This is a genomic window from Lysinibacillus sp. NPDC093688 (assembly GCF_050280145.1).
GTDB lineage: Bacteria > Bacillota > Bacilli > Bacillales_A > Planococcaceae > Lysinibacillus > Lysinibacillus xylanilyticus_B.
The window spans coordinates 424000-450248 of the sequence record NZ_JBNNUX010000001.1 but is presented as its reverse complement, the minus strand read 5'-3'; the positions used below and the strand labels follow the sequence as shown (position 1 = coordinate 450248).

Annotated in this window: 28 protein-coding genes and 1 riboswitch; of the genes, 2 read left to right on the top strand and 26 right to left on the bottom strand. The window is 39.5% G+C overall.

Going from position 1 to position 26249, the window contains the following annotated elements; genetic code table 11:
- Positions 1 to 318: 318 nt before the first annotated feature.
- The 7 genes from ACQKN2_RS02270 to ACQKN2_RS02240 form a co-directional block, all read right to left on the bottom strand.
- Positions 319 to 1194: a hypothetical protein gene (locus tag ACQKN2_RS02270; RefSeq protein ID WP_427413488.1), complete on the bottom strand. Its 876-nt coding sequence runs from the start codon at positions 1192 to 1194 to the stop codon at positions 319 to 321.
- Positions 1125 to 1616, bottom strand: coding sequence for a sigma-70 family RNA polymerase sigma factor (locus ACQKN2_RS02265; RefSeq protein WP_427413487.1), 492 nt, complete (start codon positions 1614 to 1616; stop codon positions 1125 to 1127). The genes ACQKN2_RS02270 and ACQKN2_RS02265 overlap by 70 nt, the downstream gene beginning before the upstream one ends.
- 40 nt (positions 1617 to 1656) lie before the next feature.
- On the bottom strand, positions 1657 to 1833 hold the full coding sequence (locus ACQKN2_RS02260; protein WP_427413486.1) for a sigma factor: 177 nt from the start codon (positions 1831 to 1833) through the stop codon (positions 1657 to 1659).
- Positions 1834 to 1924: 91 nt separating this feature from the next.
- Positions 1925 to 2308, bottom strand: a complete 384-nt coding sequence (locus ACQKN2_RS02255) for an SRPBCC family protein (RefSeq protein WP_427413485.1) — start codon at positions 2306 to 2308, stop codon at positions 1925 to 1927.
- Between the two features lie 135 nt (positions 2309 to 2443).
- Entirely contained in the window at positions 2444 to 3259 is an 816-nt protein-coding gene (locus ACQKN2_RS02250) for an ABC transporter permease (RefSeq protein WP_427413484.1), read from the bottom strand.
- The gene (locus ACQKN2_RS02245) at positions 3256 to 4266 is read right to left on the bottom strand and encodes an ATP-binding cassette domain-containing protein (RefSeq protein WP_427413483.1); all 1011 of its coding nucleotides are present in this window, start codon (positions 4264 to 4266) and stop codon (positions 3256 to 3258) included. Before ACQKN2_RS02245 ends, ACQKN2_RS02250 begins: the two co-directional genes overlap by 4 nt.
- Positions 4267 to 4421: 155 nt before the next feature.
- Positions 4422 to 5660 (bottom strand): MFS transporter, encoded by a 1239-nt coding sequence (locus ACQKN2_RS02240; RefSeq protein ID WP_427413482.1) that lies wholly within the window; start codon positions 5658 to 5660, stop codon positions 4422 to 4424.
- A gap of 63 nt (positions 5661 to 5723) precedes the next feature.
- On the opposite strand from ACQKN2_RS02240, the gene ACQKN2_RS02235 reads away from it, so the two are divergent.
- Entirely contained in the window at positions 5724 to 6638 is a 915-nt protein-coding gene (locus ACQKN2_RS02235) for a LysR substrate-binding domain-containing protein (RefSeq protein ID WP_427413481.1), read from the top strand.
- 198 nt (positions 6639 to 6836) lie between these two features.
- Here ACQKN2_RS02235 and ACQKN2_RS02230 read toward each other — a convergent pair whose 3' ends face one another.
- The 15 genes from ACQKN2_RS02230 to ACQKN2_RS02160 form a co-directional block, all read right to left on the bottom strand.
- Entirely contained in the window at positions 6837 to 7841 is a 1005-nt protein-coding gene (locus tag ACQKN2_RS02230; RefSeq protein WP_427413480.1) for a histidine kinase dimerization/phospho-acceptor domain-containing protein, read from the bottom strand.
- Entirely contained in the window at positions 7838 to 8509 is a 672-nt protein-coding gene (locus ACQKN2_RS02225) for a response regulator transcription factor (RefSeq protein WP_427413479.1), read from the bottom strand. The genes ACQKN2_RS02230 and ACQKN2_RS02225 overlap by 4 nt, the downstream gene beginning before the upstream one ends.
- A complete protein-coding gene (locus ACQKN2_RS02220; protein ID WP_427413478.1) occupies positions 8506 to 9498 on the bottom strand; it encodes an alpha/beta fold hydrolase in 993 nt (330 codons plus the stop codon). Before ACQKN2_RS02220 ends, ACQKN2_RS02225 begins: the two co-directional genes overlap by 4 nt.
- Before the next feature lie 370 nt (positions 9499 to 9868).
- Positions 9869 to 10291, bottom strand: a complete 423-nt coding sequence (locus ACQKN2_RS02215; RefSeq protein WP_427413477.1) for a DUF1801 domain-containing protein — start codon at positions 10289 to 10291, stop codon at positions 9869 to 9871.
- A 124-nt stretch (positions 10292 to 10415) separates the two neighbouring features.
- Entirely contained in the window at positions 10416 to 12227 is a 1812-nt protein-coding gene (locus ACQKN2_RS02210; RefSeq protein WP_427413476.1) for an ABC transporter ATP-binding protein, read from the bottom strand.
- Positions 12224 to 13957 (bottom strand): ABC transporter ATP-binding protein, encoded by a 1734-nt coding sequence (locus ACQKN2_RS02205; protein ID WP_427413475.1) that lies wholly within the window; start codon positions 13955 to 13957, stop codon positions 12224 to 12226. Before ACQKN2_RS02205 ends, ACQKN2_RS02210 begins: the two co-directional genes overlap by 4 nt.
- A 275-nt stretch (positions 13958 to 14232) precedes the next feature.
- Positions 14233 to 15273: a ribonucleotide-diphosphate reductase subunit beta gene (locus ACQKN2_RS02200; protein ID WP_427413474.1), complete on the bottom strand. Its 1041-nt coding sequence runs from the start codon at positions 15271 to 15273 to the stop codon at positions 14233 to 14235.
- 13 nt (positions 15274 to 15286) lie between these two features.
- Positions 15287 to 17500, bottom strand: coding sequence for a ribonucleoside-diphosphate reductase subunit alpha (locus ACQKN2_RS02195; RefSeq protein WP_427413473.1), 2214 nt, complete (start codon positions 17498 to 17500; stop codon positions 15287 to 15289).
- A gap of 161 nt (positions 17501 to 17661) precedes the next feature.
- Positions 17662 to 17851, bottom strand: a riboswitch (cobalamin riboswitch).
- Between the two features lie 109 nt (positions 17852 to 17960).
- The gene (locus ACQKN2_RS02190) at positions 17961 to 18644 is read right to left on the bottom strand and encodes a hypothetical protein (RefSeq protein WP_427413472.1); all 684 of its coding nucleotides are present in this window, start codon (positions 18642 to 18644) and stop codon (positions 17961 to 17963) included.
- Entirely contained in the window at positions 18641 to 19135 is a 495-nt protein-coding gene (locus ACQKN2_RS02185; protein WP_427413471.1) for an ECF transporter S component, read from the bottom strand. Before ACQKN2_RS02185 ends, ACQKN2_RS02190 begins: the two co-directional genes overlap by 4 nt.
- Positions 19136 to 19425: 290 nt before the next feature.
- Entirely contained in the window at positions 19426 to 19818 is a 393-nt protein-coding gene (locus ACQKN2_RS02180; RefSeq protein WP_427413470.1) for a bifunctional adenosylcobinamide kinase/adenosylcobinamide-phosphate guanylyltransferase, read from the bottom strand.
- Positions 19767 to 20366: a histidine phosphatase family protein gene (locus ACQKN2_RS02175; protein WP_427413469.1), complete on the bottom strand. Its 600-nt coding sequence runs from the start codon at positions 20364 to 20366 to the stop codon at positions 19767 to 19769. Before ACQKN2_RS02175 ends, ACQKN2_RS02180 begins: the two co-directional genes overlap by 52 nt.
- Positions 20339 to 21115 carry an adenosylcobinamide-GDP ribazoletransferase gene (gene cobS / locus ACQKN2_RS02170; RefSeq protein WP_323649578.1) on the bottom strand — a complete coding sequence of 259 codons (777 nt, stop codon included), beginning with the start codon at positions 21113 to 21115 and terminating at the stop codon, positions 20339 to 20341. Before cobS ends, ACQKN2_RS02175 begins: the two co-directional genes overlap by 28 nt.
- 40 nt (positions 21116 to 21155) lie before the next feature.
- On the bottom strand, positions 21156 to 21731 hold the full coding sequence (locus ACQKN2_RS02165) for a bifunctional adenosylcobinamide kinase/adenosylcobinamide-phosphate guanylyltransferase (protein WP_427413468.1): 576 nt from the start codon (positions 21729 to 21731) through the stop codon (positions 21156 to 21158).
- A gap of 12 nt (positions 21732 to 21743) precedes the next feature.
- The gene (locus ACQKN2_RS02160; RefSeq protein ID WP_427413467.1) at positions 21744 to 22358 is read right to left on the bottom strand and encodes a histidine phosphatase family protein; all 615 of its coding nucleotides are present in this window, start codon (positions 22356 to 22358) and stop codon (positions 21744 to 21746) included.
- A 242-nt stretch (positions 22359 to 22600) separates the two neighbouring features.
- Between ACQKN2_RS02160 and ACQKN2_RS02155 the strand changes: the two genes are divergently transcribed.
- Positions 22601 to 22750, top strand: a complete 150-nt coding sequence (locus tag ACQKN2_RS02155) for a hypothetical protein (protein ID WP_427413466.1) — start codon at positions 22601 to 22603, stop codon at positions 22748 to 22750.
- On the opposite strand, the gene ACQKN2_RS02150 is transcribed toward ACQKN2_RS02155, so the two are convergent.
- The 4 genes from ACQKN2_RS02150 to ACQKN2_RS02135 all read right to left on the bottom strand — a co-directional run bounded on the left by ACQKN2_RS02150 (position 22747) and on the right by ACQKN2_RS02135 (position 25929).
- Entirely contained in the window at positions 22747 to 23895 is a 1149-nt protein-coding gene (locus ACQKN2_RS02150) for a pyridoxal phosphate-dependent aminotransferase (protein WP_427413465.1), read from the bottom strand. The genes ACQKN2_RS02155 and ACQKN2_RS02150 overlap by 4 nt on opposite strands.
- On the bottom strand, positions 23882 to 24838 hold the full coding sequence (cbiB, locus tag ACQKN2_RS02145) for an adenosylcobinamide-phosphate synthase CbiB (RefSeq protein WP_427413464.1): 957 nt from the start codon (positions 24836 to 24838) through the stop codon (positions 23882 to 23884). Before cbiB ends, ACQKN2_RS02150 begins: the two co-directional genes overlap by 14 nt.
- Positions 24835 to 25518 (bottom strand): adenosylcobinamide amidohydrolase, encoded by a 684-nt coding sequence (locus ACQKN2_RS02140; protein WP_427413463.1) that lies wholly within the window; start codon positions 25516 to 25518, stop codon positions 24835 to 24837. Before ACQKN2_RS02140 ends, cbiB begins: the two co-directional genes overlap by 4 nt.
- A gap of 228 nt (positions 25519 to 25746) precedes the next feature.
- Entirely contained in the window at positions 25747 to 25929 is a 183-nt protein-coding gene (locus ACQKN2_RS02135) for a hypothetical protein (RefSeq protein WP_100543083.1), read from the bottom strand.
- Positions 25930 to 26249: the final 320 nt, after the last annotated feature.

Here is a 26249-nt window from a genome sequence, read left to right as displayed (position 1 = left end):
AGTATATTGTTTTATTGCATAAGACAAAGTTGTGTTATAGAGTGTACGGGCAATTTCAAAACGTTTTAATAGGATATCCTTTTGCCATATATCTAGAAGTAACTTGAGTTCTATAATAAAACAATCTTTCTTCCATTTCGTCATTACCCGTCACCCCTCTCTTTTTTCGATTATTCACAATATACAATATAAACATATGTTCTATAAAGAAAAAGCACTTCATTCCTCCCACTTCTGAAGAAGTAGGCTTCCTGAAGCTCACTTCTGTGAGTATTTATATAATGGATATATCACCTTTCAAAAAAGTGAACTAGTATTTTAATAAGGATAGGTAAATATTTGTGAAGCATTATAAAGAATATACGTATTTCCTTCATGATCCAATGCATGTATCACCGCTATTTCTAATTTAAGAGGAACTGATACTAATTGCGCATCATTTGAATCGACTGCTTTCTCAATACGCTCGTCTCCTGTGTCTATTATTAATTTTTCAACGTTATGATTGTTAAGTAATGGAATAACAATTTGGTGAATGTCTTTTAAATAAACAGCATCATTCATTTTATTTTCTTCACTCACTAAGTAGAATTCTAATGCATAGCCTTTTCCATCATTCTTGAAAATGGAAATACATTGATAATGCTCATTTGAAAAATAGCCCATTCTATACTGACGGATCGTTATTATGTCATTTAATTTCATACTAGTAATAGGACCCCATTTAATAGCATTCTGAATGTCTGCTTCATTCTGTACGTAAATGCGGTACCCAATTTGTTCAGACATATTCCCCAAAATGGCAATAATAATGATGATACATAGTAATACACGCCAAAACCATTTTTTCATGAAAGCAACTAATGCGAAAATGAATAAAAAGACCGAACACAGTAATCCTACTACCATCCAAGGTTGTGTTAATACGCTATAGTCTTTCACCCTCCCAGACTTTTCTGGATAAAGATTTGAATCGGTAAGCGCGGTCGTCATTGGTTGGCTATCATGTTGGAAAAGCATCATCTTTAAGCCAATGATCAGACAAGCTGATACGACTACTGTTAGGATAATTGGAATTAATGGTGTTCGCTTCTTCGTTTTTTGACGAATTTTTTGAAACGTTTTTACATGGCTTTCGTGAGCGAATTTACCTTCCTTATACATGTTATTGATGGCATTACGAATCTGATCCATATTCGAATCCCTCCTCCAATAGCGTGAAGCCAACCATTTGACGCGCTCGCCTTAATCGTGTTTTCTGGTAGCTTTAGCAGTTCTGCAATGTTCTTTAAAGGAAACTCCGCAAAGTGAAATAATAGTAGTACATCTTTGTATTTCGTTGGAAGTTTTTCAATCGACGCCACTAGCAATGCATCCGTCTCTCCCAGCAATACTTCCTCTTCAGGATTATCGGATAAGCTCTTTAATTTACTCCAGTAATCAATAAATTGTATTTTTTTATAGCGCCAGCTTGAAAGATAACTATGACACTTGTTAATCGCAATGCGATATAAGTAGGTTTTGACGGAAGCTTCTTCACGAAATTGTTCCATTTTCTCATATATATCAATTATGCCTCGGCATAATTGCGTCCGGAATCGACTTTGTGCTTGCACAAAGAACTCCTTTTCGATTCCGTGACATCCGCCGGAGGCTTTAACTTCTTTCAGCGGGTGTTTTAAACACCCGCTGAAAGAAGTTAACAAATGTGTCTTGGACCAAATCCTCTGCTACTGCCCAATCTTGAACATATGTAAAGCAAACGCGTAATAAATAATCTCCATACATTGTCATAGCTCTAGATAAGTGAGCATCCTTCTGTTCTTTTGCCATGTTGCTCGCCCCCACAAAAGCATTTACAGTTAGACTGCTGAACAATGAAAAAGTTTCATAAAAAAATCAATTTCCCCATGAAACTTATATGTTAAAGAGAGTCATTTCCCTCCACTAAAGCTTTTAAGCTAGCGAGAGAAGCCTCATAACCGCTCGTATTAAAAGTGACCGTGGTGCCATTTTGATCTTCCTCTAATAAAATAGAGATCAGTGATTCTTCTATACTTAAGTAAAACGAAAACTCTCGATTCGGTGTTACATGTTTAATTGTTAACACCATCGGTAATTTCTCTGCAAGCTGATTCTGTTCATTCGGCAGTAACGTGAAAACAATCTCTTCTCCGGCCTCTAATTTAGGGATTTCCCAAGTTGAATCTTGGGCGTACCATTGCGACAATAGCAGCTCCTCTGTGACAGCTCGCCAAACTGTAGCAATACTTGCGTCAATCCAAATTGAACTTTTTTCTTGATCCATCCTTGTATTCCTCCGTTTGCTGAACTTATGCCTTTTCCCCTCATTTTATCCTATTATTGGAATTAACAACACTAAGAAATAAAAAAGTGTGTTTTGACAATTACTTGCTCAAAACACACTTTTTTAGGTCTTTTCTTATGTTCTACGCATATACGCTTTCACTGTTAGTGGCGCAAAGATGGCCACAACCACAGCAGCTCCAATGAGTGAGGCTGATAAATCCCAACCTATTGTTCCTGAATTCGTCAGTTCTCTGACGGCCGTAACGAGATGTGAAATCGGATTAATTTTCACAAACCATTGTAGGAAATCTGGCAAAGTTTCTGCTGGAACAAAAGCATTAGAAAGAAATGTTAGTGGAAATAGAACGAGCATAGAAATTCCCTGTACACTCGAAGCTGTTCGAGCAATCACACCAAAGAAGGCAAAGATCCAGCTTATCGCCCAGGAACACACAATAACTAAAAGCCCCGCAAGTACAACGTGTTCCAATCCACCTTCTGGTCGATACCCCATGATATATCCCATAGTAAATGTAAGAACAGTTGCAATTGTATAACGAATGGTATCCGCCAATAAGGCCCCTGCCAATGGAGCAATGCGTGCGATTGGTAGTGATTTAAATCGGTCAAACACCCCTTTATCCATATCTTCCCGCAATTGGACTCCTGTGACGATTGAGGTAGTGATGACAGTCTGCACGAGAATTCCTGGAATGATGACTGGTAAATAGTTTTGCACATTCCCCGAAATGGCTCCCCCAAAAATGTAGGTGAACATCAGCGTGAAAATAATCGGCTGAAGCGTTACATCGAACAATTGCTCAGGTGTACGTCGAATTTTTAAGACACCCCGGTAGGCCATCGTGAGCGAATTTCTTATAGATTGATTGATACTTGGCCTGCGTAACAATCCACGTCCAACTGGAGATTTTAACGTATTACTTTTCATACTCTTTCCTCCTCAAGTTGGGGGCCATTTTCTTTCACATCATTACCAGTGATTGTTAAAAACACTTCATCTAAGGTCGGTTTTTGTACACTAAACTCGTCAAGTTGAATTCCTTTTTGGCGAAGGGCAATTAGTAAATCCGTCACTCGGTCAACATCTGCCATTGGGGCCGTAATTTTCCCGACATCCTGTGAAATGGTTGTTTTCACTTGAAGTATATGTTCTACTGTTTCACGAGCAGCCAACATTTCCTGTGAATTTTGAATGCTCAAATGTAAGGATGAAGTACCAACAGATGCTTTTAACTCATCGACTGTCCCTTCCGCAACCACGCGCCCATGATCTATAACCGCAAGCCGATCCGCCAGCTCATCTACCTCTTGCAAATACTGTGTCGTTAACAGGACAGTTGACCCTGTATCTACTAAACGACGAATCGTATCCCACATTTGATTACGTGTTCGTGGATCTAGCCCCGTCGTCGGCTCATCTAAGAAAATCAACGGTGGCTGTGCGATTAGACTTGCTGCCAAATCCAAGCGACGACGCATACCACCAGAGAAATTTTTCAAAGGACGTTTAGCTGCTTCTGTTAAACCGAACTCTTCCAGTAATTCAGCTGCTTTATTTCGGGCCTCTTTACGTCCCAATCCTTGTAAACGAGAGAAGATTATTAAATTTTCCGTTGCACTAAGTGACTCGTCAACTGAAGCATACTGACCAGTGACGCCAATTAATTGACGTACAATATGTGGCTCTTTCACTATGTCATAACCGAATATTCGTGCCGAACCAGCATCTGCTCGTAGAAGCGTTGCTAGCATTCTAATAGAAGTTGTTTTTCCTGCTCCGTTAGGACCAAGTACACCATAGATCGTGCCAGCACGAACGTTTAGATCGACACCATCAACAGCTCGATTTTCTCCAAAATGTTTGACTAGGCCACGTGCTTCAATAGCCCACTCACTACTCTCGAACGGGCTTTTCATTCCATTCACATTCCCCATTTCTAGTCCTCCTTCATTCATTACCATCAGTTTTTTATAGAATTTTGTCTATAAATGGATGATACAACAAGTTTATGAACTGAATGTGAACCGAATAATCTACGTCATTCATTTAATTTGATCGGCTGTATATTTAGTAAGCAATCTCCATGATATTACAGTATTTCTGAACTAACCTTTGTATTTTTCGTTGCCCTATGTAAATTCATTGCACCTATCGCTACAAAGGCTGCGACAATTTCCAGCGCCAATTGATAACTTGAAAAAAAAGTTACCATGAATCCAAATAATGTAGGAGCAATGACGATAAAAAATTGATTCAGCGTCAAAGCAGCACTCACAGTTAGACCAACATATTGTGGATTCGATTGCTCGGTCACACAGGCAATAAACAATGAATACCAGCCAAGTGCTACGAAGCCTAATATAAAACTAAATAACAGCATCAACATTTTCGCATGTATCATAAATGGTAAAATGACTGTAAGTATAACTGCACTAGCCATTACGATCATTAAAAAATATTCTCGCTTCTGCGCAAAAAATTGATCACTAATCCAAGCAATGGCTACCCTACCAATCATTCCACCGATTAATACAAGGCTTAAATATTGTCCCGCTTCCGTTAAGGAATAACCTCCCTCTTGATGTAAATAACTCATAAAATGCGCAACGAGTATCATTTGTAAGGTCATCATCACGATTCCTACAATATAGATTGGATATAAACTCTTATTATTTTTAATGGCCATGAGCTTCTCTTTAAAAGTGACAGATGTTGCAGCTACTGTTACACGTTCTTTAGGCTCCTGATATATCAGTAAAAAGAGCAGACCGCCAGCAATTGCTACGAATCCTTGTACAAGATGCACCGATGTCAGGCCATAATGATAGTACATATAAGTGAGAATGACCGATGCTAGGGCTCCTCCAATTGGAATGCCTGTTTGTCGAATGCCAATCGCCAGCCCACGGTGTTTGTCTGGAAACCATTTCACAATCGCCGTGCTCCCCCCCGTTTGCGCACTGCCGTACCATACACCTACGATTAATAATAAAAATAACAACACCACATAATTATTGACCAACATGAGTAGTAAAGCCGCGAGCCCTAACAATACGGAACCCCATCCGATAATTTGCTTTTCCCCTCTTTTATCCATTAAATAACCGAACAGAATCATCGAGAAGATTGGGCCAATATTAACGGCAGAGACGATAAAACCTGTTTGTAGCGATGATAAATTCCATTCAATTTGATAAAATGTGGCGATTGGTCCCATGCCGTACGTCACAAAAGTTGCCGCAGTTTGAGACAGCGTAGCCACTAATACAATGACCCACTTATAATATGTATTCATAAAAATTCCTCCTATGCTCTTACACTGATTCATAATAACTTTACGTATTTGAGTTTACGCTTCCCCTATGAATGCGTAAAATGGAGGAAAGTGATAGTGGCTATCAAAAAATTTTATAGGTGTGTGACATACAACATGAACATAGAAGAAATAGCATTAAAAATTGAGATTTTGGAGAGGCAAAATCTTAGTAAATCCGCTGAAATAAAGAATTATACTCAATCTGCCTTAACCTCTAAAGTGAAGAAAATGGAGGCTGAAATTGGTCAGGAAGTGTTTAAGCGTACACCGCAGGGCTTGAAGATTACAGCTGTAGGAATACACTATTTAAAATTTTTAAAGCTGATGACACAAGAGTACGATGAATTTTTACAAGAGATTGGTTCGGCACAAACAAATTCAAAAATTAACTTCGGCACTTCCCATACAACAATCAAAATTTATGGCGCACCCATTATGAATGCCTTGCAAACAAATAATATTCCGTTAGATGTCGATTTCACTGTGGAATCAAGCACTTCCTTAAATGAAAAAATACATAATGCCGAAACGGACTGTGCACTGACGAGTAATCCTATTAAACACTACCCTGATTTAAATTATGACAGGATTGCATCAGAAACATTTGAAGTCATTTCGAACAATTCACATTTTATTAATTTTGAGGAAGGTTCACCTGTTACACTACTTGTGTTGAGCAGAGGCTGTATGTATACACGTGCGATGGTGGAGTGGTTAAATAAGAACCAAGTGCCATTTACAATGAAAGAAATAAAATCGGTAAGTAGTATCCTTGATTTCCTACAAATAGACAATACGATGGCTGTGTTAAATACGAAACTAATTAATCTGTATAACTACTCCAACATTCACTATTACGATTTGCCACAGCTAAATAAAATTATCGAAACTGTCTTTATTTACAAGAAGAACGAAAGTAAACAGTCTTCTATTTTTCAATTAAAACATGTTATTGAATCATTGCTAGAAGACCCTATCGAACAAAGCTAGTTCGATAGGGTCTTGATTAATTTATCGGAACAATTATATGTTTTGTCGCCCTACTTTTAAAATTTATCGCCTAACTTTTTAAATTTATTACCCAACTTTTTAAATTTATCACCTAACTTTTTTAATTTATCGCCTAACTTTAATTTATCACCCAACTTTTTTAATTTATCGCCTAACTTTAATTTATCACCAGCATTATTAATTTTTCTTGATCTTATTTAAAGAAAAACAAAATTCGGTCCCTTCTTCGTTTGAATGGAGTGAGTAGTTTACTTGAAGAATTCTAGCGATGTCATCAATTATCTTCAAGCCTAGACCTTCTCCTCCACGATTATGTTCAAAGCCAGTACCATCGTCAGTCATGAGAACCTTATGATCTTTAATCGTGATCTCAAGCTTTGTAGCTTTTGAATGTTTCAAGGTGTTTTGGAACACATTATCGAACATTCGTTGTAGCCATAGTTCATTACTCGTCCACACTAAATGAGTATCCTTTGGATGATAGATTAATTCGATGTTTTGCATTCGATATAAATAGCTCCATTTTTTGATCATCGTTTCGAATAATATCGTGAGTTGCACTTCTTCCTGTACGATATAAGAATTCTCCATTGTATCTAAAGACTGCCAATTCAATTCATTCGTTAAACTAGCGATGTATTGAATTTGTTCATTCAAAGACTCCACTAATTTTGGTTGTTCCATAAAGGCATCTTCTAGATAAAATAATTGTAAACGGATCGCTGTTAACGGTGTATTAATGTCGTGTCTTAGCTTTTGTAGTAGCTCTTTTTGTAGCTCCTGCTGTTGTTGAAGCTCTAATTCTCGATAGGTAGTCCGCTCAATTAGTATATTAACGGACTGAATTAACTGGCCAATTTCATCTTCACTGTCAGCCGCTAATGTACTCGGTGTTCTTTCATTACTCGCTAAGTCACGAATCGTTTTGTTGAGCATATTAATTTTCGTTAGTAATGAATTGATCGATTTCGAAAATAAAAATGCTAACAAACATAATGATAGGAAGAACACAATCAGCATCGTTGGATAGGCGAAAGATTCATGGAATGGAGTGCCTTTATTTCTAGTTTTAAAGGCGAATTCATACATAATAGACATCGACACACTGATCCCTAACAAGACGATTGGAACACTGATGATGGCGGTAAATAATAATAAACGATATTTTGTTTTTAATGTCATTTCTTTATGTAGGTATTTAATCGATACCCTTCTCCGTAAATATTTTGTAGGATGGTACCGGATGTATCATTCATTTTCGTTCTGATCTTTTTGATGTGGACATTGATGATATTTTGATTGCGATCTTCAAGCGGCCATAAATAGTCAAAAAAATGATCCTTCGTTAACACCCTATCCTTGTTGTCAAATAAATAAAAGAAGATTTTACGTTCGATCGCAGTTAATGCTATTTCATCATGTATATTATTTTTAAATAATTTACGATGCTCGCTATCAATTAATAGGTGTTGGATCTGTGTAAATGTACCATACTGCTGCTCTAGCATTTTCTGCATTCTTAAAAGCAGCTCTCTCGGATCAAATGGTTTTGTCATATAATCTTCCCCAACGGTTAACCCTTGTAGCTTACTCTCAATATCATTGCGAGCAGATAAAAAAATAATGGGGATATTTAAGCCTAGGCTTTTAATGTTCTTTGTCAGCTGATAGCCATCTTCCCCTGGGAGCATAATGTCCATGATGACTAAATCTATTTGATGGATTATGTTCATCATTTCTCGACCATCTGTTTTCCATACAACGTCGTAGCCTTCACGTTGTAGTATTTTTTGCATCAAATCGCCAATCATTGGGTCGTCTTCTACTATTAAAATCGTAAATCCTTTCATTCCCTCGACCTTTCCTTGTTATCAACTTTAGTCTTCATAAATTCTATAGCAAGCTTATAAATCTCATCAGGCTTATATAAATAGATACTATGGGTACCACTTAATACTTTCACATCCGCTATGCTAATTTGCTCGGCAAATTCCGCGTATTTCTGGCTATGGTACTTCGTAAATTTCGAATCTTTATTTTGTTCAGCAATGGCATCTATCAATAAAATAGGTGTGTCTTTTGGTTTCGGAAGCTCTTCTGATTTTAAACTATTTTCGTACACATGTAATAGCTCATTTTTCATATCATCATTAAACAATTGTTTATAGGATAGCGCTTTGTAAATTTCTTTTTCTTTCTCATTTAAAAACGATTGCTTGATCACTTGTTGATTGTACACTTTCGAAGGTGTTAATCGATGTACGCCCAATTTCGTTAGCAAATTCATTCCTTTAACTGTCCAGTAGTCGACTGCCCCCATTTTATGCTCCACATATTGACTTGGCAAACCAATATCAAGCGCAATTATCCCCTTAATTTCTTCGGGATATTTTTGTGCCCAATAAATAGCTTCAACCCCTGAAATGGAATGAGGTACTAATATATAAGGAGGCTTATTTCCACTTTTCAAGAGCGCTTCTCTCGTTTGCGCTAACATTGTATCTATAGCTCGTTCGTCCTTCGAGACATCGCTATACCCATACCCCGCTCTTTCAATAACAGCAATCTTATGTTGTTGCGAAAATTTACTATACAGCCCTTTCATTTCATAAATGGGTGCCGCAACCCCTGAACCTGCGATAAATACATAAGTATCCTGACCATTGCCCTCCGTGTAAACATTGATTTTTTGATGATCGACCTCAACAAGTGTTCCTTTATTGTCTAGTAATTCCGATTCCATATGTAGCTGATATCGATGATAACTAAATATCCCCACTAGTCCAATAAGCAAAACCGCTATAAAAAAGATACCTATTTTCTTAAACAGTTTTTTCATACAATTCCCCTTTCAGTTGATAATGAAAGGATAAACAATAAAAATAAATTTCTAATAAATTTTTTCTATAATTTTGAGTTGAATTCCGTTCCGACTGGGCATTGTCCCGGGGGCGTCGGGTCAACAGATGTTTTTTGTGCGAGAGCGCGGTGCAACGTAGCGGCAGCAACAGGAAGTTGGTCATGAAGGCGTTATCACAGGACATGATGCTTTTAGCCTTCGTTCCCCTCCCGCTTCACTCGCGGGGCTCGCTCCAATCAACTCTTATATATGCTTTAACAAGGTCATCCCCATTTTTTCGTGATTAAGCTAATAAAAAAGCTGTCTAAAAGTGTTTAACTCCACTTAGACAGCGCTTGATCCTAGAAAATTATTGATCGGGATAGGTCTCTTGTAAAAAGGATACAGATCGTTGGATGAGCGACTTTAATATCTCCACATCAATATCCGCTAGTTTATTTATATAAACACAAGCTTTACCTGTTGTGTGTTTACCAAAAGCCTTTAATAAATTGTCTCGCTCACTGTCACCTGGTGCAAAATATAAACTGATTTTAGCTTTTCGAGGAGAGAATCCAACTAAAGGTGCATCGCCTTCATGTCCAGATTTATATTTGTAATGATATTTACCAAATCCTATAATGCTTGGCCCCCACATTTTTGCTTCATACCCTGTTACTTCAGCAAAAATATCCAATAGTCGGTAAGCATCTTCACGCTTTTTAGGGTGATCCACGTTTTCAATGTATTCAATGACACTCTCATCCGTTTCTTTTGTTTTTAATTCGTACATTTTAATACCCCACCTTAAAGTTGAATTTTGATGCATCATAACATTTCCAAATGCCTTCCACAATAGCTAAAAACAAAAACTGTCTAATAAGTTTTTACATACTTACTAGACAGCCTTCTTTAACTTATTCCACTTGCTCCAGTAAAAGTTTTTGCTGGAGATTACTATACATACCTTGTTTTTGCATGAGCTGCTCGTGATTACCCTGCTCAACAATTTCACCTTGTTGAATAACAAGAATTTGGTCTGCATTTTCGATTGTTTTTAAGCGGTGTGCAATGACAAAGCTTGTGCGCCCCTGCATTAAATGCTGGAGACCTTTTTGAATATCAACCTCTGTTTGCGTATCCACACTGGATGTAGCTTCATCCAAAATTAAAATATCTGAATTTTCAAGAATTTCCCGGGCAATAGCCAGTAATTGCCGTTGACCTTGACTCAAGTTTGCCCCACCTGCCTGCACAGGTGTATCATATTGTGCTGGTAAATGTTTAATAAAATTATGGGCATTTGCGATTTTTGCCGCTTCTTCAACCTCTCCATCTGTAGCATCAAGTTTACCGAAACGAATATTTTCACGAATCGTTCCTGAGAATAAATACGTATCCTGTAGGACTACACCTACTCTTTGACGGATTGTTGCCATTTTATAATCCTCGATGTTATGACCATCAATCAAAATTTCACCTGCATCAACATCATAAAAACGAGTTAACAAATTGATAATCGTTGTTTTACCTGATCCCGTTGGACCGACAAGAGCAATGGTTTCACCCTTCTTGGCTTGGAAGCTAATATTTTTCAGTACTGGATTCTCTGGCAAATAGCTGAAGGATACATTGCGAAATGCCACATCCCCTTTTAGACTTTGGCAATCAATGGCATTCTTTTTATCTGCTACTTCCGAAGATTCATCTAAAATTTCGAAAACTCTTTCTGCCCCTGCAATCGCCGACTGGAAGGTATTTAAAAGATTAGATAACTGATTCAATGGACGGAAAAACTGACGAGTATACGTGACAAATGCGGCGATAACCCCAACTGAAACGATCCCTTTTACCGATAAAAATGCCCCTGTGCCAATGACAACAGTTAAACCTAAGTTATTCATAAAATTATTAATGGGGCCTAGTAGACCTGAAGTAATTTCTGCTCGCTGTGCCGAGTGACGGAGATTTTCGTTCTGCTTATGGAACGTCTCAATCGTTTGTTGTTCTGTCCCAAAAAGCGTCACAACTTCTGCACCCGTAATCATTTCCTCAATATACCCGTTCAGCTTCCCTAAATCACGTTGACGTGCCGCATAGTTTTTACTACTACGTTTAACAATTTGCTTCGTCGTAAAAACAATTAGAGGAATAATAGTCAGCGTCACGATTGCTAGCTGCCAGCTTAGAGAGAACATAGCAATACTAACACCGATTACCGTTAAGATTGACGATACGATTTGTGTCACACTTTGTACAAGTGCCGTATTTAAATTATCGATATCATTTGTCACACGGCTCATTAAATCACCGAGTGCTCGCTGATCGAAAAATCTCAGTGTTAACATTTGTAGCTTTTTAAACAGTTCAAGACGTAATGTGCGAATTGTTTTCATCGCCACATGAATCATGACATATGTTTGTAGCCACGTAAAAATAGACGCAGCTGTATAAATAACTGCTAGCACAATACCTAAACGAATCGTACCGGCAATATCTTTTTTCATAATATATTCATCAACGATATGTCCGATTAAGTACGGTCCTGCTAAGCTTAAAAATGTAGAAGCTACTACAAAGAATATAGAGAAATAAAGTCCTATTTTTTGCTGCTTCACATAATGCCACACACGATTGATCGTGGCTTTTTGATTTCTAGCTTTTTCAGCTGGCCCAGCCATACGTGGTCCGCGTCCAAAATTCATTTGCTTTGGTTGACTTTGACTCATTGTTGTACACCAGCCTTTTGCTGTGAAGCGTAAATTGCTTGGTAGAATTTATTATTCTGTAATAATTGTTGATGTGTGCCTTGACCAACAATTTCGCCGTCCTCTAATACTAAAATCAGGTCTGCCTCTTGAATAGAAGCAATTTTAGACGCTACGATAAACGTCGTTGTGTCATTATAATGAGTGCTAATAGCTTGCTGAACATGTTTTTCAGAGGCACTATCAAGAGCAGATGTTGTATCATCCAACACTAAAATAGCAGGCTGCCTAACGAGTGCACGCGTTAACGCTAATCGCTGCTTTTGACCGCCAGAGAGATTGGTTGCCCCTTGTGAAAGTTCATGCGCTAACCCTTTATCCAGTCGGTCCACAAATTCAGTGGCACATGCTGCATCTAGAGCTTGCTGTAATTCCACCGACGTTGCATACTCCTTACCAAGACGGATATTATGGTCAATTGCACCTGAGAACAGTAATGCTTTTTGAGAAGTAAAACCGATATGTTTGCGTAAAGTGGATAATGCATAATCCTTTAGAGGCTTTCCATCCAAGTGTATTTCTCCACTCGTTGGATCAAACAAACGTGGTAATAGCTTCACTAGCGTTGATTTTCCACTACCTGTTTTTCCTATCAGACCTACCGTTTGCCCTGGCTTCACGGAAAATGTAATGTTTTTCAGAACATCCTCAGCCGACTCATAATAACGATAGCTCACATTTTGAAAGTCAATCGCCCCTAGAATTGGTGCTGTAAGTGGATTTTCCGCTTCCTTGACCGCTACTTCTTTATTTAAGACGTCCACGATACGCTCTCCTGAAGGAATAGCACGTGCAATTTGCATCAATACCATACTAGAAGTCATCAATCCATTTAATATAATCGTTAAATAGTTAATAAAAGCGAGAATCACTCCAACCTTTAATGTACCGGCTTCTACTTTAATGGCCCCAAGCCAAAGTGCTGCTACAATTCCTAGATTGACAACAAACATCGTAAACGGCACGAGCACGCCAACAATTTGCTCGGCTGTAATAAAGCGCTTCGTCAGCGTATCATTTAGAGCGCCAAATTGTTCATTCTGTTGCGTTTCACGACGGAACGCCTTCACAACACGAATCCCCGCTAAGTTCTCCTGAAGCTTCGTATTAACACCATCAATTGCCTCCTGCACTCGACGATACAGGACACCTGAATACTTGGTGAAAAAGTACATCGCGATAATTAAGATTGGCACGATAATAAGGAGTACCGAAAATAACTCACGTGCCGTCACAAAAACAATAATAACGGCTCCAATAAATAATAAAGGACCACGCACAAAAATACGCAACGTCATCATAAACGCGCGTTGAACACTTTCTACGTCACTCGTTAAAATCGTAATAAGCTTCCCTGTTGTAAAAGTGTCACGTTCCTTTGCCGAATATGTCATCATTTTTTCATAAAGTGACTGACGAACGTCCGATGCAAAATGGATAGCTGCCTTCGAACTATAATAGGAGCAGCCAATCCCACCAACAAGTCCAAATATCGCACTCATTAGCATCCAGACGAACATTTTCAGCACATACGTATTGTCGCTATTGGCAATACCCGTATCAATCATATGCTGCATTATCGTCGGCTGAAGTAAATCCATCGTTACCTCTAGTACCATTAATAATGGTGCAATCAAGGTAAAAAATTTATAGGGCCCTAAAAACCCTCCTAACTGTTTTATTGCTTGCATTCCTTCGACTCCGTTCCATTTAAATCACATTCACTCTTAATTATAACTGAAAATCATTCTCAAGTGTCAATTGATTTTTCGGGTAACGTAATATTCGGGACACGATTGAATATTATATGTTTGTTTTGGTACTGTAACTGTTGTTCAAGCTCTTATGTAATTCTCCTTGCAACCCGAGAGCGGATTTCCTCTCTACCTGAGCGTTTTCCCCTGACCCGTCCACCCTCACAAAAAATACACCTCAATGTTATTTCAACATTGAGGTGTATTTAGTATTACAAATCATCAAAGCCGTTATCTTCTACATTAACCTTTACATACTGACGGGAACGCTGCTCGAAGAAATCTGTTTTTCCTAAGTCAACATCCTCATACGCTTTTACCCACTTCAATGGATTTTTGCGATAGCCTTCAAATGGACGCTCCACGCCAAGCTGATTACAGCGTACGTTCGCATAGAAGTGTACATAATCATGCACATCTTCAACATCGAGGCCATCAATTTTACCGCCAATCACTTCATTGGCCCAATCGACTTCTAGCTGAACCGCTTCACGGAAGATTTCCTGTACACGAGCTGCTCGTTCTGGTGTATCGTATTCAGGATATTCTTCTAATAGCTCCTGATAAATTTTCACAAATAAATCGACATGTAGCTGCTCATCGCGATTAATATAATTAATCATCGTCGACGAGGCCACCATTTTTTGATTGCGTGCTAAATGATAGAAGAAAGCGAAGCCAGAATAGAAGAATAAACCTTCTAAAATCACATCATAAATAATCGCTTCTAGCATATTTTCAACAGTTGGCTCCTCCGAAAATGCATGGTAGCCCTTAATAATGAACTCATTACGTCGCTCTAACACTGGCTCTGTACGCCAAAAGTCAAACGTACGATCTTGCTCGTCTTTGTTCACAATACTTGATAGCACATAAGAATAAGAGTGATTATGGATCACCTCTTGTTGCGCTAAAATAATCATTAATGCATTTAAGCTTGAATCTGTTAAATAGTCCGCTACTTTCCCGGCAAAATCGGTTTGTACACTGTCTAATAGCGCTAGTAAGCCAATGATTTTTAAAAAGGATTCCTGTTCATCTGCTGATAGCTGTGGAAACTGCTTGACATCATTGCTCATATTAATTTCAAACGGTGTCCAGAAGTTCCCTAGCATTTTTTTATATTTAGGATAAGCCCAGCTAAAACGCACATCATCCCAGTTTAAAATGTTAGAAGAGCGCCCGTTCACAATTCCTGTTGAACGGTTTGGTGCTTCCTTATCCATAATTTGTCGTTTAGTAATAGTTGTCATTATTAACTTCCTCCTAGCTTGCGCAAGACTCACATTCTAGCAATTCTACAGACGTTGAGCGTACATAATATGTCGTTTTCACACCGCTCGCCCAAGCATTCATATGCAACGCTAGTAAATCTTTTGCCTTAATCGTATTTTGAACGTATAAATTAAGTGAAATGCCTTGGTCGATATGACGTGCTCGTGCAGCATTTTGCTTGATTGTCCAATTTTGATCGATGAAATAAGCAGATTTATAATACCAAGTTGTCACAGGTGATAGATCTGGTACTGTTACTGGAATTTTGTAATCCTTCTTCTCCTCTGAATAACTCTTTTGGAAGATAGGATCAATCGTAGCTGTACTGCCCGCTAAAATGGATGTTGATGAGTTCGGTGCAACCGCCATGACATAACCGTTACGCATTCCTTTTTCAGCAACCGCTGCGCGTAACTCGTTCCATTTATGACTGTCGTAGCCACGTTTGTCAAAATACGCACCAGAATGCCAATCCGAGCCTTCAAATAGTGGGTATGCCCCTTTTTCACATGCTAAATTGTTAGAAGCACGAATCGTTAAATACGCAATTTCCTCATAGAGCTTGTCCGCAAATTCTACAGCTTCCTCAGACTCCCATTGAATTTCTTTCAACGCTAATAAATGATGCCAGCCAAATGTTCCAAGCCCAATACCACGGTAGCGTAAGTTCGTACGCTCTGCTTGTTTTACTGGAATTGTATTAAGTGCAATAACGTTATCTAACATACGTACTTGAATCGGGATCAATCGTTCTAAAACACCAGCCGGTACAGCTCTACCTAAATTGATAGATGATAAGTTACATACAACGAAATCTCCAGGTTTGCGACGTGTTACGATGACATCATCTTCAAGGGTAATAGACTCAAATTCAGTAGGCGACATATTTTGGAATATTTCTGTACACAGGTTCGAGCTATATACCATTCCTTCATGCTTATTCGGATTCATGCGATTCACTTCATCTCGATAGAACATAAACGGCACGCCTGTTTCAAGCTGTGAGCGCATAATTCGCTTCATAATATCAATCGCTGGCACGACTTCACGACTTAATAATGGATTCGCGATACATTCCGCATATTTAGTACGGAAAGAGCCATCACCCTTTTTCTCATCGTAGTAATCCTCTAATGAAAAGCCCATAACTTCTCGCACTTCATGTGGATCAAATAAATGCCATTCCCCGCGCTCTTCAACCGTTTCCATAAATAAATCCGGTAAGCATAGTCCTGTGAAAATATCATGGGCACGCAAACGCTCATCCCCATTGTTTAAGCGTAAATCTAAAAACGTAAAGACATCTTTATGCCAAATATCTAAATAGACAGCAATAGCTCCTTGTCGTTGACCGAGCTGATCGACTGAAACCGCAGTATTATTAAGCTGTTTAATCCATGGTAAAACGCCACTTGATGCGCCTTTAAAGCCTTTAATTGATGAGCCTCGGCTACGAATTTTGCCCATATAAACGCCAATGCCACCGCCGTATTTCGATAATGTAGCGACATCTGTATTCGTATCATAAATACTTTGTAAACTATCATCTACTGTATCGATAAAGCAGCTAGATAGCTGACCATGTGTTTTACCTGCATTCGATAAAGTCGGTGTGGCAACAGTCATATATAAACTACTCATTGCCCAGTAAGATTCACGTACTTTTTCTAAACGATTTTCTGTTTCATCCTGCATAAGGGTCATCGCAATGACCATCCATCGTTCCTGTGGTAGCTCCACTGGTGTTTTCGTGTAATCACGAACTACATAGCGGTCCATTAATGTTTTTAAGCCAATATACGTAAACAATTCATCTCGACTTGATTCTAAATAGGAAGCGAGTTCTTGAAGATCCTGCTCACTATATTTTGTTGTTAAACATTCATGATACAAACCAGCTTCTGTATAGCGTGCTAATTGTTCTGGGAAACCTTTATAAACATCCTGCACTGGAACGCCACGGCGCATTGCAAATTGATCATACAGTTTTTCTAAATAAACTTGAGCTGCGACAAATGTCCAGTAAGGCTCCTCCTCATCAATTAGGCTAAGCGTTTGTAAAATCATCGCATCCGCCCATGCTTCAAATGTCGCATTGTCGTTTTTTCGTAGCCAGCGATCCGATAATCTTACAAAACTTTCGAGTTCATCCTCCGTATAACTTTTCTTGAGCTTAGCAATTTGCTGTTCGATTTGAATTGTCATGTATACATTCTCTCCCTTTCTTTCTCCAGCAACACAAAAAGCGATCACGCAACATCTATCGGTTACGTGATCGCTGTAAAATCGGAAATGGAAATGAAGGACATGCACACTAAGAAGTGGACAAATCTCTCGCCTCCACTTCTCAATCCCCGAAGAATGTGTTGCTGTCTTGAACAAGTTGGCAGGTCTCCTGGCTCATGCTTCCTCCAAATGATGACCTTCCCGTTCTTCACAGTGGCCTATTCATCATTTGTCAGCACTTACAGTTGCGGGGACAGCTTCGGCCTAAGATGACTCTTTTCCGAATTCCCTTTTAAACCACATTTGGTACCGCTCGTCCAAACTACTATATATTGTGTTTTAACTCCTAAACAAATCTAACATATTGTGTTTATACTTGCAATAGGCGTTTTGCCCCTTTAAATTTTTAAAGTGCTACTTTTTCTCGAAGCAAGCCCGATTACAATGCAGTTTTACGTAATTTTTCAAAATTTCTAGGAAAATATTTTTGTGCTAGCTGCTCTTTTTCTGGTTGTATTCCTAGCAAAACTACTGCACATGGACCAGCCGTTTTCTCAACATCTAATGAACTTTTGACCTGTTGCTCGCCAAAAAGTCGAGTAAATTCTGCTTGCAGACCTTTTGATCCTACTGGCCATACTTGCTGCACTATTCCCTCTTTCCACGCTTGGAAAACAGGTTGTAGCAGTGCGATATCTTCAGGCTGTGCAAGGACTTCATTGCCTACAAGTGGCATCCCATATGTGTACCAACTTAGCTGCTCATCCTTAGTTGCTGTGCGTTTTTGTTGCTCACCAAGCATCGTTATTGACAAACCTGATTGTAAAGTCGGCATATTGGACTCTGTGCTACCGTCTATTTGCGGACAAATAAGACCAGCCTCATCAAAAACTTGCTGAATGCCTGCAACATAACGAGACCATGCAGCATCCCCTGAAAAATTAGCAAGTAAAATATGCCTTGGTAAAGCATTTGCAGCAAGCTGCTCTAAAAATGTAACGCGTGCGGTAAAATATGCCGTAAGTTGATCTGGAGCAGACACAACATCTTGTAGCTTTTCGCCAATTGCTGCGGCATTATCTGTTGTCGCAATCAGCTCACCTATTTTTATTGCATTTCTCAATGGACTCGACCTTCCTTACGCACAAACACCTTCGACAGAATTGGCATCACAACCGCAACGATCACTAAATTTATAAGTGTTGCCAGTGGAAGACTAGTCAATGACGTCCAGTAAAATGCCGGACTAATGATAAAGTAAAATGGTAAAGGTGCCACGACACCATTTAATATAAGTGCCACAGGCCATTTCCAGAAATGCATTCCTTTTTTATGCATAACCCCAAAGATCCATACAACAATAAACATTTCCACTGCGATAATTATATGTAGTGGTCCTAGAGGGAAGCCAGTAGTCAAGGCTGAGATAAAATGCCCAATGACTCCCGCAACACCAGCTAATACTGGTGATAAAAATACAACGCTCAAAAATGCAGGTGCAGAGTCAAGCGCTGCAGTTGTAATAAATGTAGGAATTTTAATAACTGCACCCACTGCACAAATTGCTGCTACCATGGCAGTGAGCGTCAATTTCATCAATTTTTGTCGATCCATCCCATTTCCTCTTTCCGTTTACATTTTGTTTATCCTAACGCTAGGTTGATTTCCGTTCCGACTGGGCGCTTTGTTGCTGACGCTTCGCTTTCGCACAGAAAACATTTGTTGCTGACGCTTCGCTTTCGCACAGAAAACATTTGTTGCTGACGCTTCGCTTTCGTGCAGAGCAAAGCTTCCTGGAGGCGTCTGATGAGCCACACCTCACTCCAATCAACCTATATACACGCCATACGCCTTAGCGAATGTCATCCCTATCTTTTTAATGAGAACCTAAATAAAAAACTATATCATTTGATTTGTTCCCCAATACCGTACCAAATGCGGACGACTCGTTCTGCTTCAGCAAATAATGCCTGGTACAAACGCCCACATGTATCACGTAATAATCGTGCCTGTTTGTCCATCGGCACAACGCCACGTCCCATATCGGTCACTATTATATACAAGGTACAATTTTCTTCAAGTGTCTTTAGTCTTGTCAAAATGGTTCTGACAAGCGGCTCATCATCCTCAAGATCTTGTGTTACGAGCCAACTCTCTATATTTTTAATAACCAATACATCACTTGTAGGAGTGCCATCAGGTAGAGTACCATCCATTAGCTCAACGTTTTGACCTGCAAGTAATTTCATGACATAGTCGGTTTTTCCACTATAGGCTCCTCCGATAAAGACATGCATCTCGCTCCCTCCTCCCAAGCCTTTCTTGTAAACGTTAAAGAAAATATTTTATCATGCGGTGTTTGATACGACCAAAAAGGTTGCTCAGTTGGTGCAAAGGCTACGAGAAGTGCTCGAATAACGCCACCATGGACAACGAGATGATACACATCTTCCCCTTTTGGTAATGCTGTGAACCCTTCCATAACACGAGCACAAAAGATATCAAAGCCTTCCCCCTTTGGAGGCGGTGACTGTACAGGATCATCTAACCATGCACAATAACGACGATCGGATTGTAAGTCCTCATATGTGAGTCTTTCAAATTCTCCGAAGTTTGACTCTCGAAATCGTCTATCAGACACGTATGTTGCAATCGGAAAATAACGGGCCGCGGTTTCCCTACAGCGCAGTAAATCACTACCATACACCTTCGTGGCCTCTTGATCTACAATAGGGAGTAAAGATGCATCAGCTAATGAAGAATCGGTCCAGCCGATATAACGCTTCTCTAAATTTTCCTTTGTTGGTGCATGTCTCATTAAGTGCACAGTAACAACGTCACCCATAGTACAACCTCCATTCCTTCAATTGATGCACCGAGTAAGTCTCCAGAAACTCCGCCAAAGTTGCGCACTGTAAATTGCCGAAAGACTAAAAAGGCAATCGCTAATACAACCATCAACACGAATGGAACAATTGTGAAGCCCGTTACAAACAACAAGCTACTGTACGCAACAACTAGTGTTAAAAGCATAAAGCAGATAAGTAAACCCGGCTTAATATGTGTTTTAAAAAAGTAGGCAAGCCCCTTTTCCTTTGAACACTTGAGCGACATAAAATAAAAGCTCATACCTACTCGTGTTAGTAAAGGAATAAACACAAGCATCCATAGTGCTAATTTATGCTGTACGAATAATTCGTGAAGTATCACAAATTTACCAAGCACTAAAAATAGCACTGAAAGCACACCAAATGCACCAACACGTGGATCATCTAAAATCTCAAGCCGCTTCTCACGATCTCGATAGGAAAAATAAGCATCCCCCATATCAATAAAACCATCTAAATGTAAACCACCCGTAAATAAGGCAAATAATCCGATAATCACAAAGGCAAGTAAAACCTCACTACTTGCCGTCCATTCCGTTAAACAATAGATCACCGCTGCCACTGCGGTACCCATTAGTGCCCCTATCCATGGCAAAAAGGCGAACATCCCTGTAATCGTTGCTTTCGTTAAAGGAATTTCTTTATGTACCGGCAAAACTGTAAAAAATTGAAATGCAAGTTGCATACTATGCCAGAAATTTTTCATCGTCTTGCCTACCTTCTTTTAATTTTCAAAGCGTCATTCATTATTTCCATTTCTTTACGACACCATAATTTATTTCATACGCCTCATCCGCTATAGACACGAACCATTGATGTAATTTCCCAAGCATTTGTCGGTATAATTCTACTTCCTCGTTCATATAGGGAGGCTCATCGAATAATTCATTTGAGACGATAAAAAACGTCACTCTTTTCTCAAGTAACGTCCCTACCGCCTTTTTTAAAACCTCAAGCTTCTTATCTAAACAGCCGGGTTGTTCCACACATGGAGTTCCCGCATCAAAACCCTCGTAAAACGCATTCGTCAGCCATGTCGTAACACAGTCCCATAACACGACATCTCCTTCGGTCAGTTTATGCAAGGTATCTGCAATGTCATAAGGTGCTTCTATCGTCAGCCACTCGATATTTTGCGCTTGTCTGTCTGCCTGATGTCGTATGATCCGCTTCTCCATTTCACGATCCAACGCTACCCCGGAAGCAATATAAATAAGTCGTTGTGCTTGCTTAAACTTTGTTTGATAGTGAGTAACAGCCGCTTTTTCAGCAAAGTGGGATTTACCACTTCGTACTCCCCCTGTAATGAAAATCAGTGGCAATGGTTACGCCTCCTATTGTAAATGTTGAATGTTACCGATCTCTTTAACTAGCCATTGTTGATCGACTTGTTCAATAATCGTTACACTTGTACCATTAATAAATGGCTCTGCCCACAGCTTATCGACACTTCGCCCTAAAATAGCGTTAATGATACATTTAATCGTTACAGCGTGGGACACAATTAACACATTATTCTCGGGATATTTTTCTGCTATTTTCTTTAACGAACACATCGCTCGTTCTGTTACCATACCAAAGCTTTCCGTATGAGTTGCGACGAATTGTCCAGGATAATTGGTATATAATTCATAATCAGGATGGGAAGTCATGATGTCCTCGACTTTTTTCCCTTGCCAATCTCCTAAAAAAATCTCGCGTAAATTATCCTCATAATTAATTGGAAGCTGTAGATCAGTTAGAAGAATTTGCAGCGTTTCCTTAGCACGACCACTTGAACTGCTAAATGCCGCTGTAAATGAGATATTTTTCAAATGATCCCGAAGCTTTTCTGTCTGTAAAATACCATTTTCGGATAACGGCGAATCTAACCATCCCTGTAGTCGTTGCTCTTTATTCCACATCGTTTCGCCATGTCTTACTAAATAAAAAGTCGTCAGCTTTCTCACCCCTAATTTGCAATCAATTATGCCTCGGCATAATTGCGTCCGGAATCGGCTTTGTGCTTAGGCCTGCTGAGGGCCGACACGATGTCGGCCATTTCGGTAATGCCACAGAACGTGGCGTTTTTACCGATGCAGGTCAGTTAGCCGTTATCGCATGGATGCGATGTTTTTAGGCTAACATCCTATATTGAACTCCTATCCGATTCTGTGACATCCGCCGGAGGCTTTAGGCCAACAGATGTTTTTTGCGCGAAAGCGTAGTGCTAACGCAGCGTCAGCAGCATGATGTTGGTCACTCAGTCGTTGCCACAGGACGTGGCGATCTTAGACTGAGTTCCTCTAATTCAGCAGATCTCTTTTGTACCGAAAGCGTAACGGCAGGTACAGGTGTTTAGATACCTGCTGAAAAGTAGCTTAAATCTGCATTCATATCACCATCTATAGAGGTGGGAGACTTCTGCTGAATGAAGTTAAACCACGTCTGTAAACAATTCTCTAAATATGTCATGGCTACAATATCTTTAATCCCAATACGGAACCATTCACCATTTAAGCCAATAAAGTTTTTTGTATGACGCAGCACGACACCCTTTGATAAACAATATGTAAAAAATGTATCTGCTTGCTGATTTTTCGGTAATGCAAAACATACATAATTCGTTACACTATTTGTCACCTGGCAACCCTGTTCCTGTAAATAGCGCTGTAGCGATTCTCGTTGATTTTTAGCATAGGCAATGGCTTGCTCACAATATGCGTGTTCATCTAAACAGCCTGTACCGATAACGAGGGCAAAGGCATTCAAGTTCCAATGCGGTAGGATATCCTTTAGCTCAGCAACAACTACTGGGCTAGCCACTAAATAGCCTAGGCGTAATCCTGGAATCGCATACATTTTTGTCATCGAACGAACGACGATCAAATGAGGATTTTCTACCACATACTGAATTAATGAATAAGCTTCATCTACCCAGTCAATAAATGCCTCATCAATGACAAGCTCACAATTGACCTTTGCACCGTGAGAAATTAGTTCGAGAAGCTCCTCTTTCTTTGGAAGCACCCCTGTTGGATTGTTCGGTGTACAAATATATAAAGCATCCGCGTTGACCATTTCACGCTTCAGATGCTCCATTGGCAATGTGTAGTGAACAATATCCTCTACAATAATTGGCACAATTTCAGCGCCTGCAGCTGTTAATGTTCGTTCATATTCTGAAAAAGTTGGATGTACGATAATAACACGCTTATTTGCGTAGCGTCTAACTAAAACACTAAATAGCTCAGATGCACCATTACCTAGTAATATTGAATCTTTCTGCACAGCATGAAAAGCTGCCACCTTTGATAAAAACGGCTCACCGTCCGGATCTGGATAACGCTGAATTAGCGGATAAAATGTCCGCCAACGTGCCTCGACAAACGGTGGTGGCCCTGCCGAATTCACATTTTCGCTAAAATCATACATCTCTTCGGGCATATTAAGTCCTAGCTGATGATAAACATTTTGCGGATTTGCTCCGTGATTAGGTAATTGCAAAAATTAACACCTCCACTGATAACATTACTAGCGTAAAGAGCAAGATCGCGATGCGCATATGAATCACTGACGTTGCAATATGCTCTTTTGTTAATGGGACTAATTTCTCGCCCATTATTGCTCGATTAGAAACGACACCCTTATATGTATTTTTTCCACCAAGCTGTACACCTAATTGAACAGCTGTAGCTGCTTCTAAATACCCACTGTTAGGACTTGGATGCTTTCTCGCATCTTGTGCCCAGCGTTTTAAGCGCTTCCCGAGAGATACATTCGTTTCATTTTTCGTCCCTAGCACCATAAGTAAACCTGTTAATCGACTCGGAATAAAGTTTAGTACATCGTCTAGCTTTGCTGCAAACATACCAAAATCTTTATATTGTTCGTTTTTATAGCCAATCATAGAGTCTAGCGTATTAACAGCTTTATAGCCCCATAACCCTATAGCGCCAAATAAAAAGGCATAAAATAATGGAGCTGTTACGCCATCACTCGTATTTTCTGAGACCGTCTCCACAACACCACGAACAATTTCATCCTCGTCAAGTTTTTCCGTATCACGGCCAACTATCCAGGAAAGCTTCACACGAGCTTCAGCAAAATCGCCTTTGACGAGCGGCTCATAGACAGCCATCGCCGCTTCCTTCAAGCTACGCTGTGCTAGTCCAATTCCAATAAGTAAGCCCTCAACCACTATGCCAAATAGTAAGCTAACCCGATAGCTTAGTAGCATAATGGCTGTAACAACAAACATCGTTGTACCAACTACAGCGAGCGCCATCACCATGCCACGAAGTTTTCTCATTCTTCCTTTATTCCATAACTCTGTTTGAGATTGAATGAGTTTTCCAATCCAGCGTACTGGATGAGGCATTTTAGGAGGATCACCCACTATTAAATCAAAAACAAGCCCTATGATACAGGCAATCACCAGTGCCATCATAACGGATTCTCCTCTTTATCTTTTTTATATTTTTGAATGGCCTCACGCATCGTTTCATAAACACCATGGCCAATGACTTTTCCAAGCATCGTAATCGGCCCAGCATATTGATGGTAGTCGCCTTCCTCTGTTGAAGCAATCAACAAGCTATCCGTTGAAGTACCTGTAGCTTGTGTACCCGTTGTTGGATCTGTGATGCCCTCATCAAATAGTGCCTTGACCTTTGCCTCTGTCGTAGAAATCATTGCCTGAAATAATGCTTCATCCGACAATCTCCCATTTATCAGTACCCAAGTATTAATAGTTCCCGCATGATACTGCTCCTGACGATGAAAGGCACGCGTAATATCCACGGCATTGCCAAGACCAGCTGTAATCATGATGACAAGATGAATTCCTTCATATGTAAACTCACGGATTGTTGCATATCGGGCATAGACAGCCGTCATCATCGCCACCGTCTTGTCAATGGGAAAGCCCTCAGACTGTAAAAATCGTTGTATTTCTAGCTGTGGTTTTCGTTCATCATACGTATAGGGCACCGAACGATTCATCAAATGCGTATAAAAGCCAAAGCCCGGATTATGTACTGCTGAGGATACGACCTTCATTGGTGAATCTGTTTGGATAGCCACATACTGGTCGGAAATATGAATATCCTCCTTGCATAGTACTGGCATGATCTCTCCTCCTATTCTATGTGTTGGGCATTGTTAACGAAAATAAAAAAACAAATTCTTACAAAGAAGAATTTGTACTGTTTATACTTAAATTAATCATCTTTCCACAATTTAAACCTTTTGAATTTTCGCACAGCATCGCAACTTCATAATACTCAAATTATTTATTTTTTTTGAAATTGTATCATAAATTCGCAGGTTATCACAATTCAATTTCGAGATATTCCGTTATTGTCTTTGTTTTAAAGTTTTAAAACGAATAACGGATCCCGCAATAATAAATACCCAACCAATACCGATATAGACAATTTTCATTGTTTTAGTCGAGGACGGTAAAATATCCATGATCGTTAAACAAACAAATAGTATGCCAATCATTGATAGAAACATACCAATCGATAATTTTTTCAAAAGAAAAACCTCCAATCTTGTACGCCCTCGATTTTACCGTATTCTCGTCAAAAAGAAAACACTAATCCGTTTCAAGGATTAGCGTTAGTCCCGCATTAACGGGCAGTATTCTTTCTAAATCGAACGCGAAACCTCGAATACATGACCTCTATCCATGAATCAAGCAACGTTTAACTGCCCGTAAACGCCCGATTGGTGAACACTAATTAACCAGTGGGGATAAGGAACTCCCCACTGCTTAAAGTTTCACTTTATCCCGCATTAACGGGCAGTATTCTTTCTAAATCGAACGCGAAACCTCGAATACATGACCTCTATCC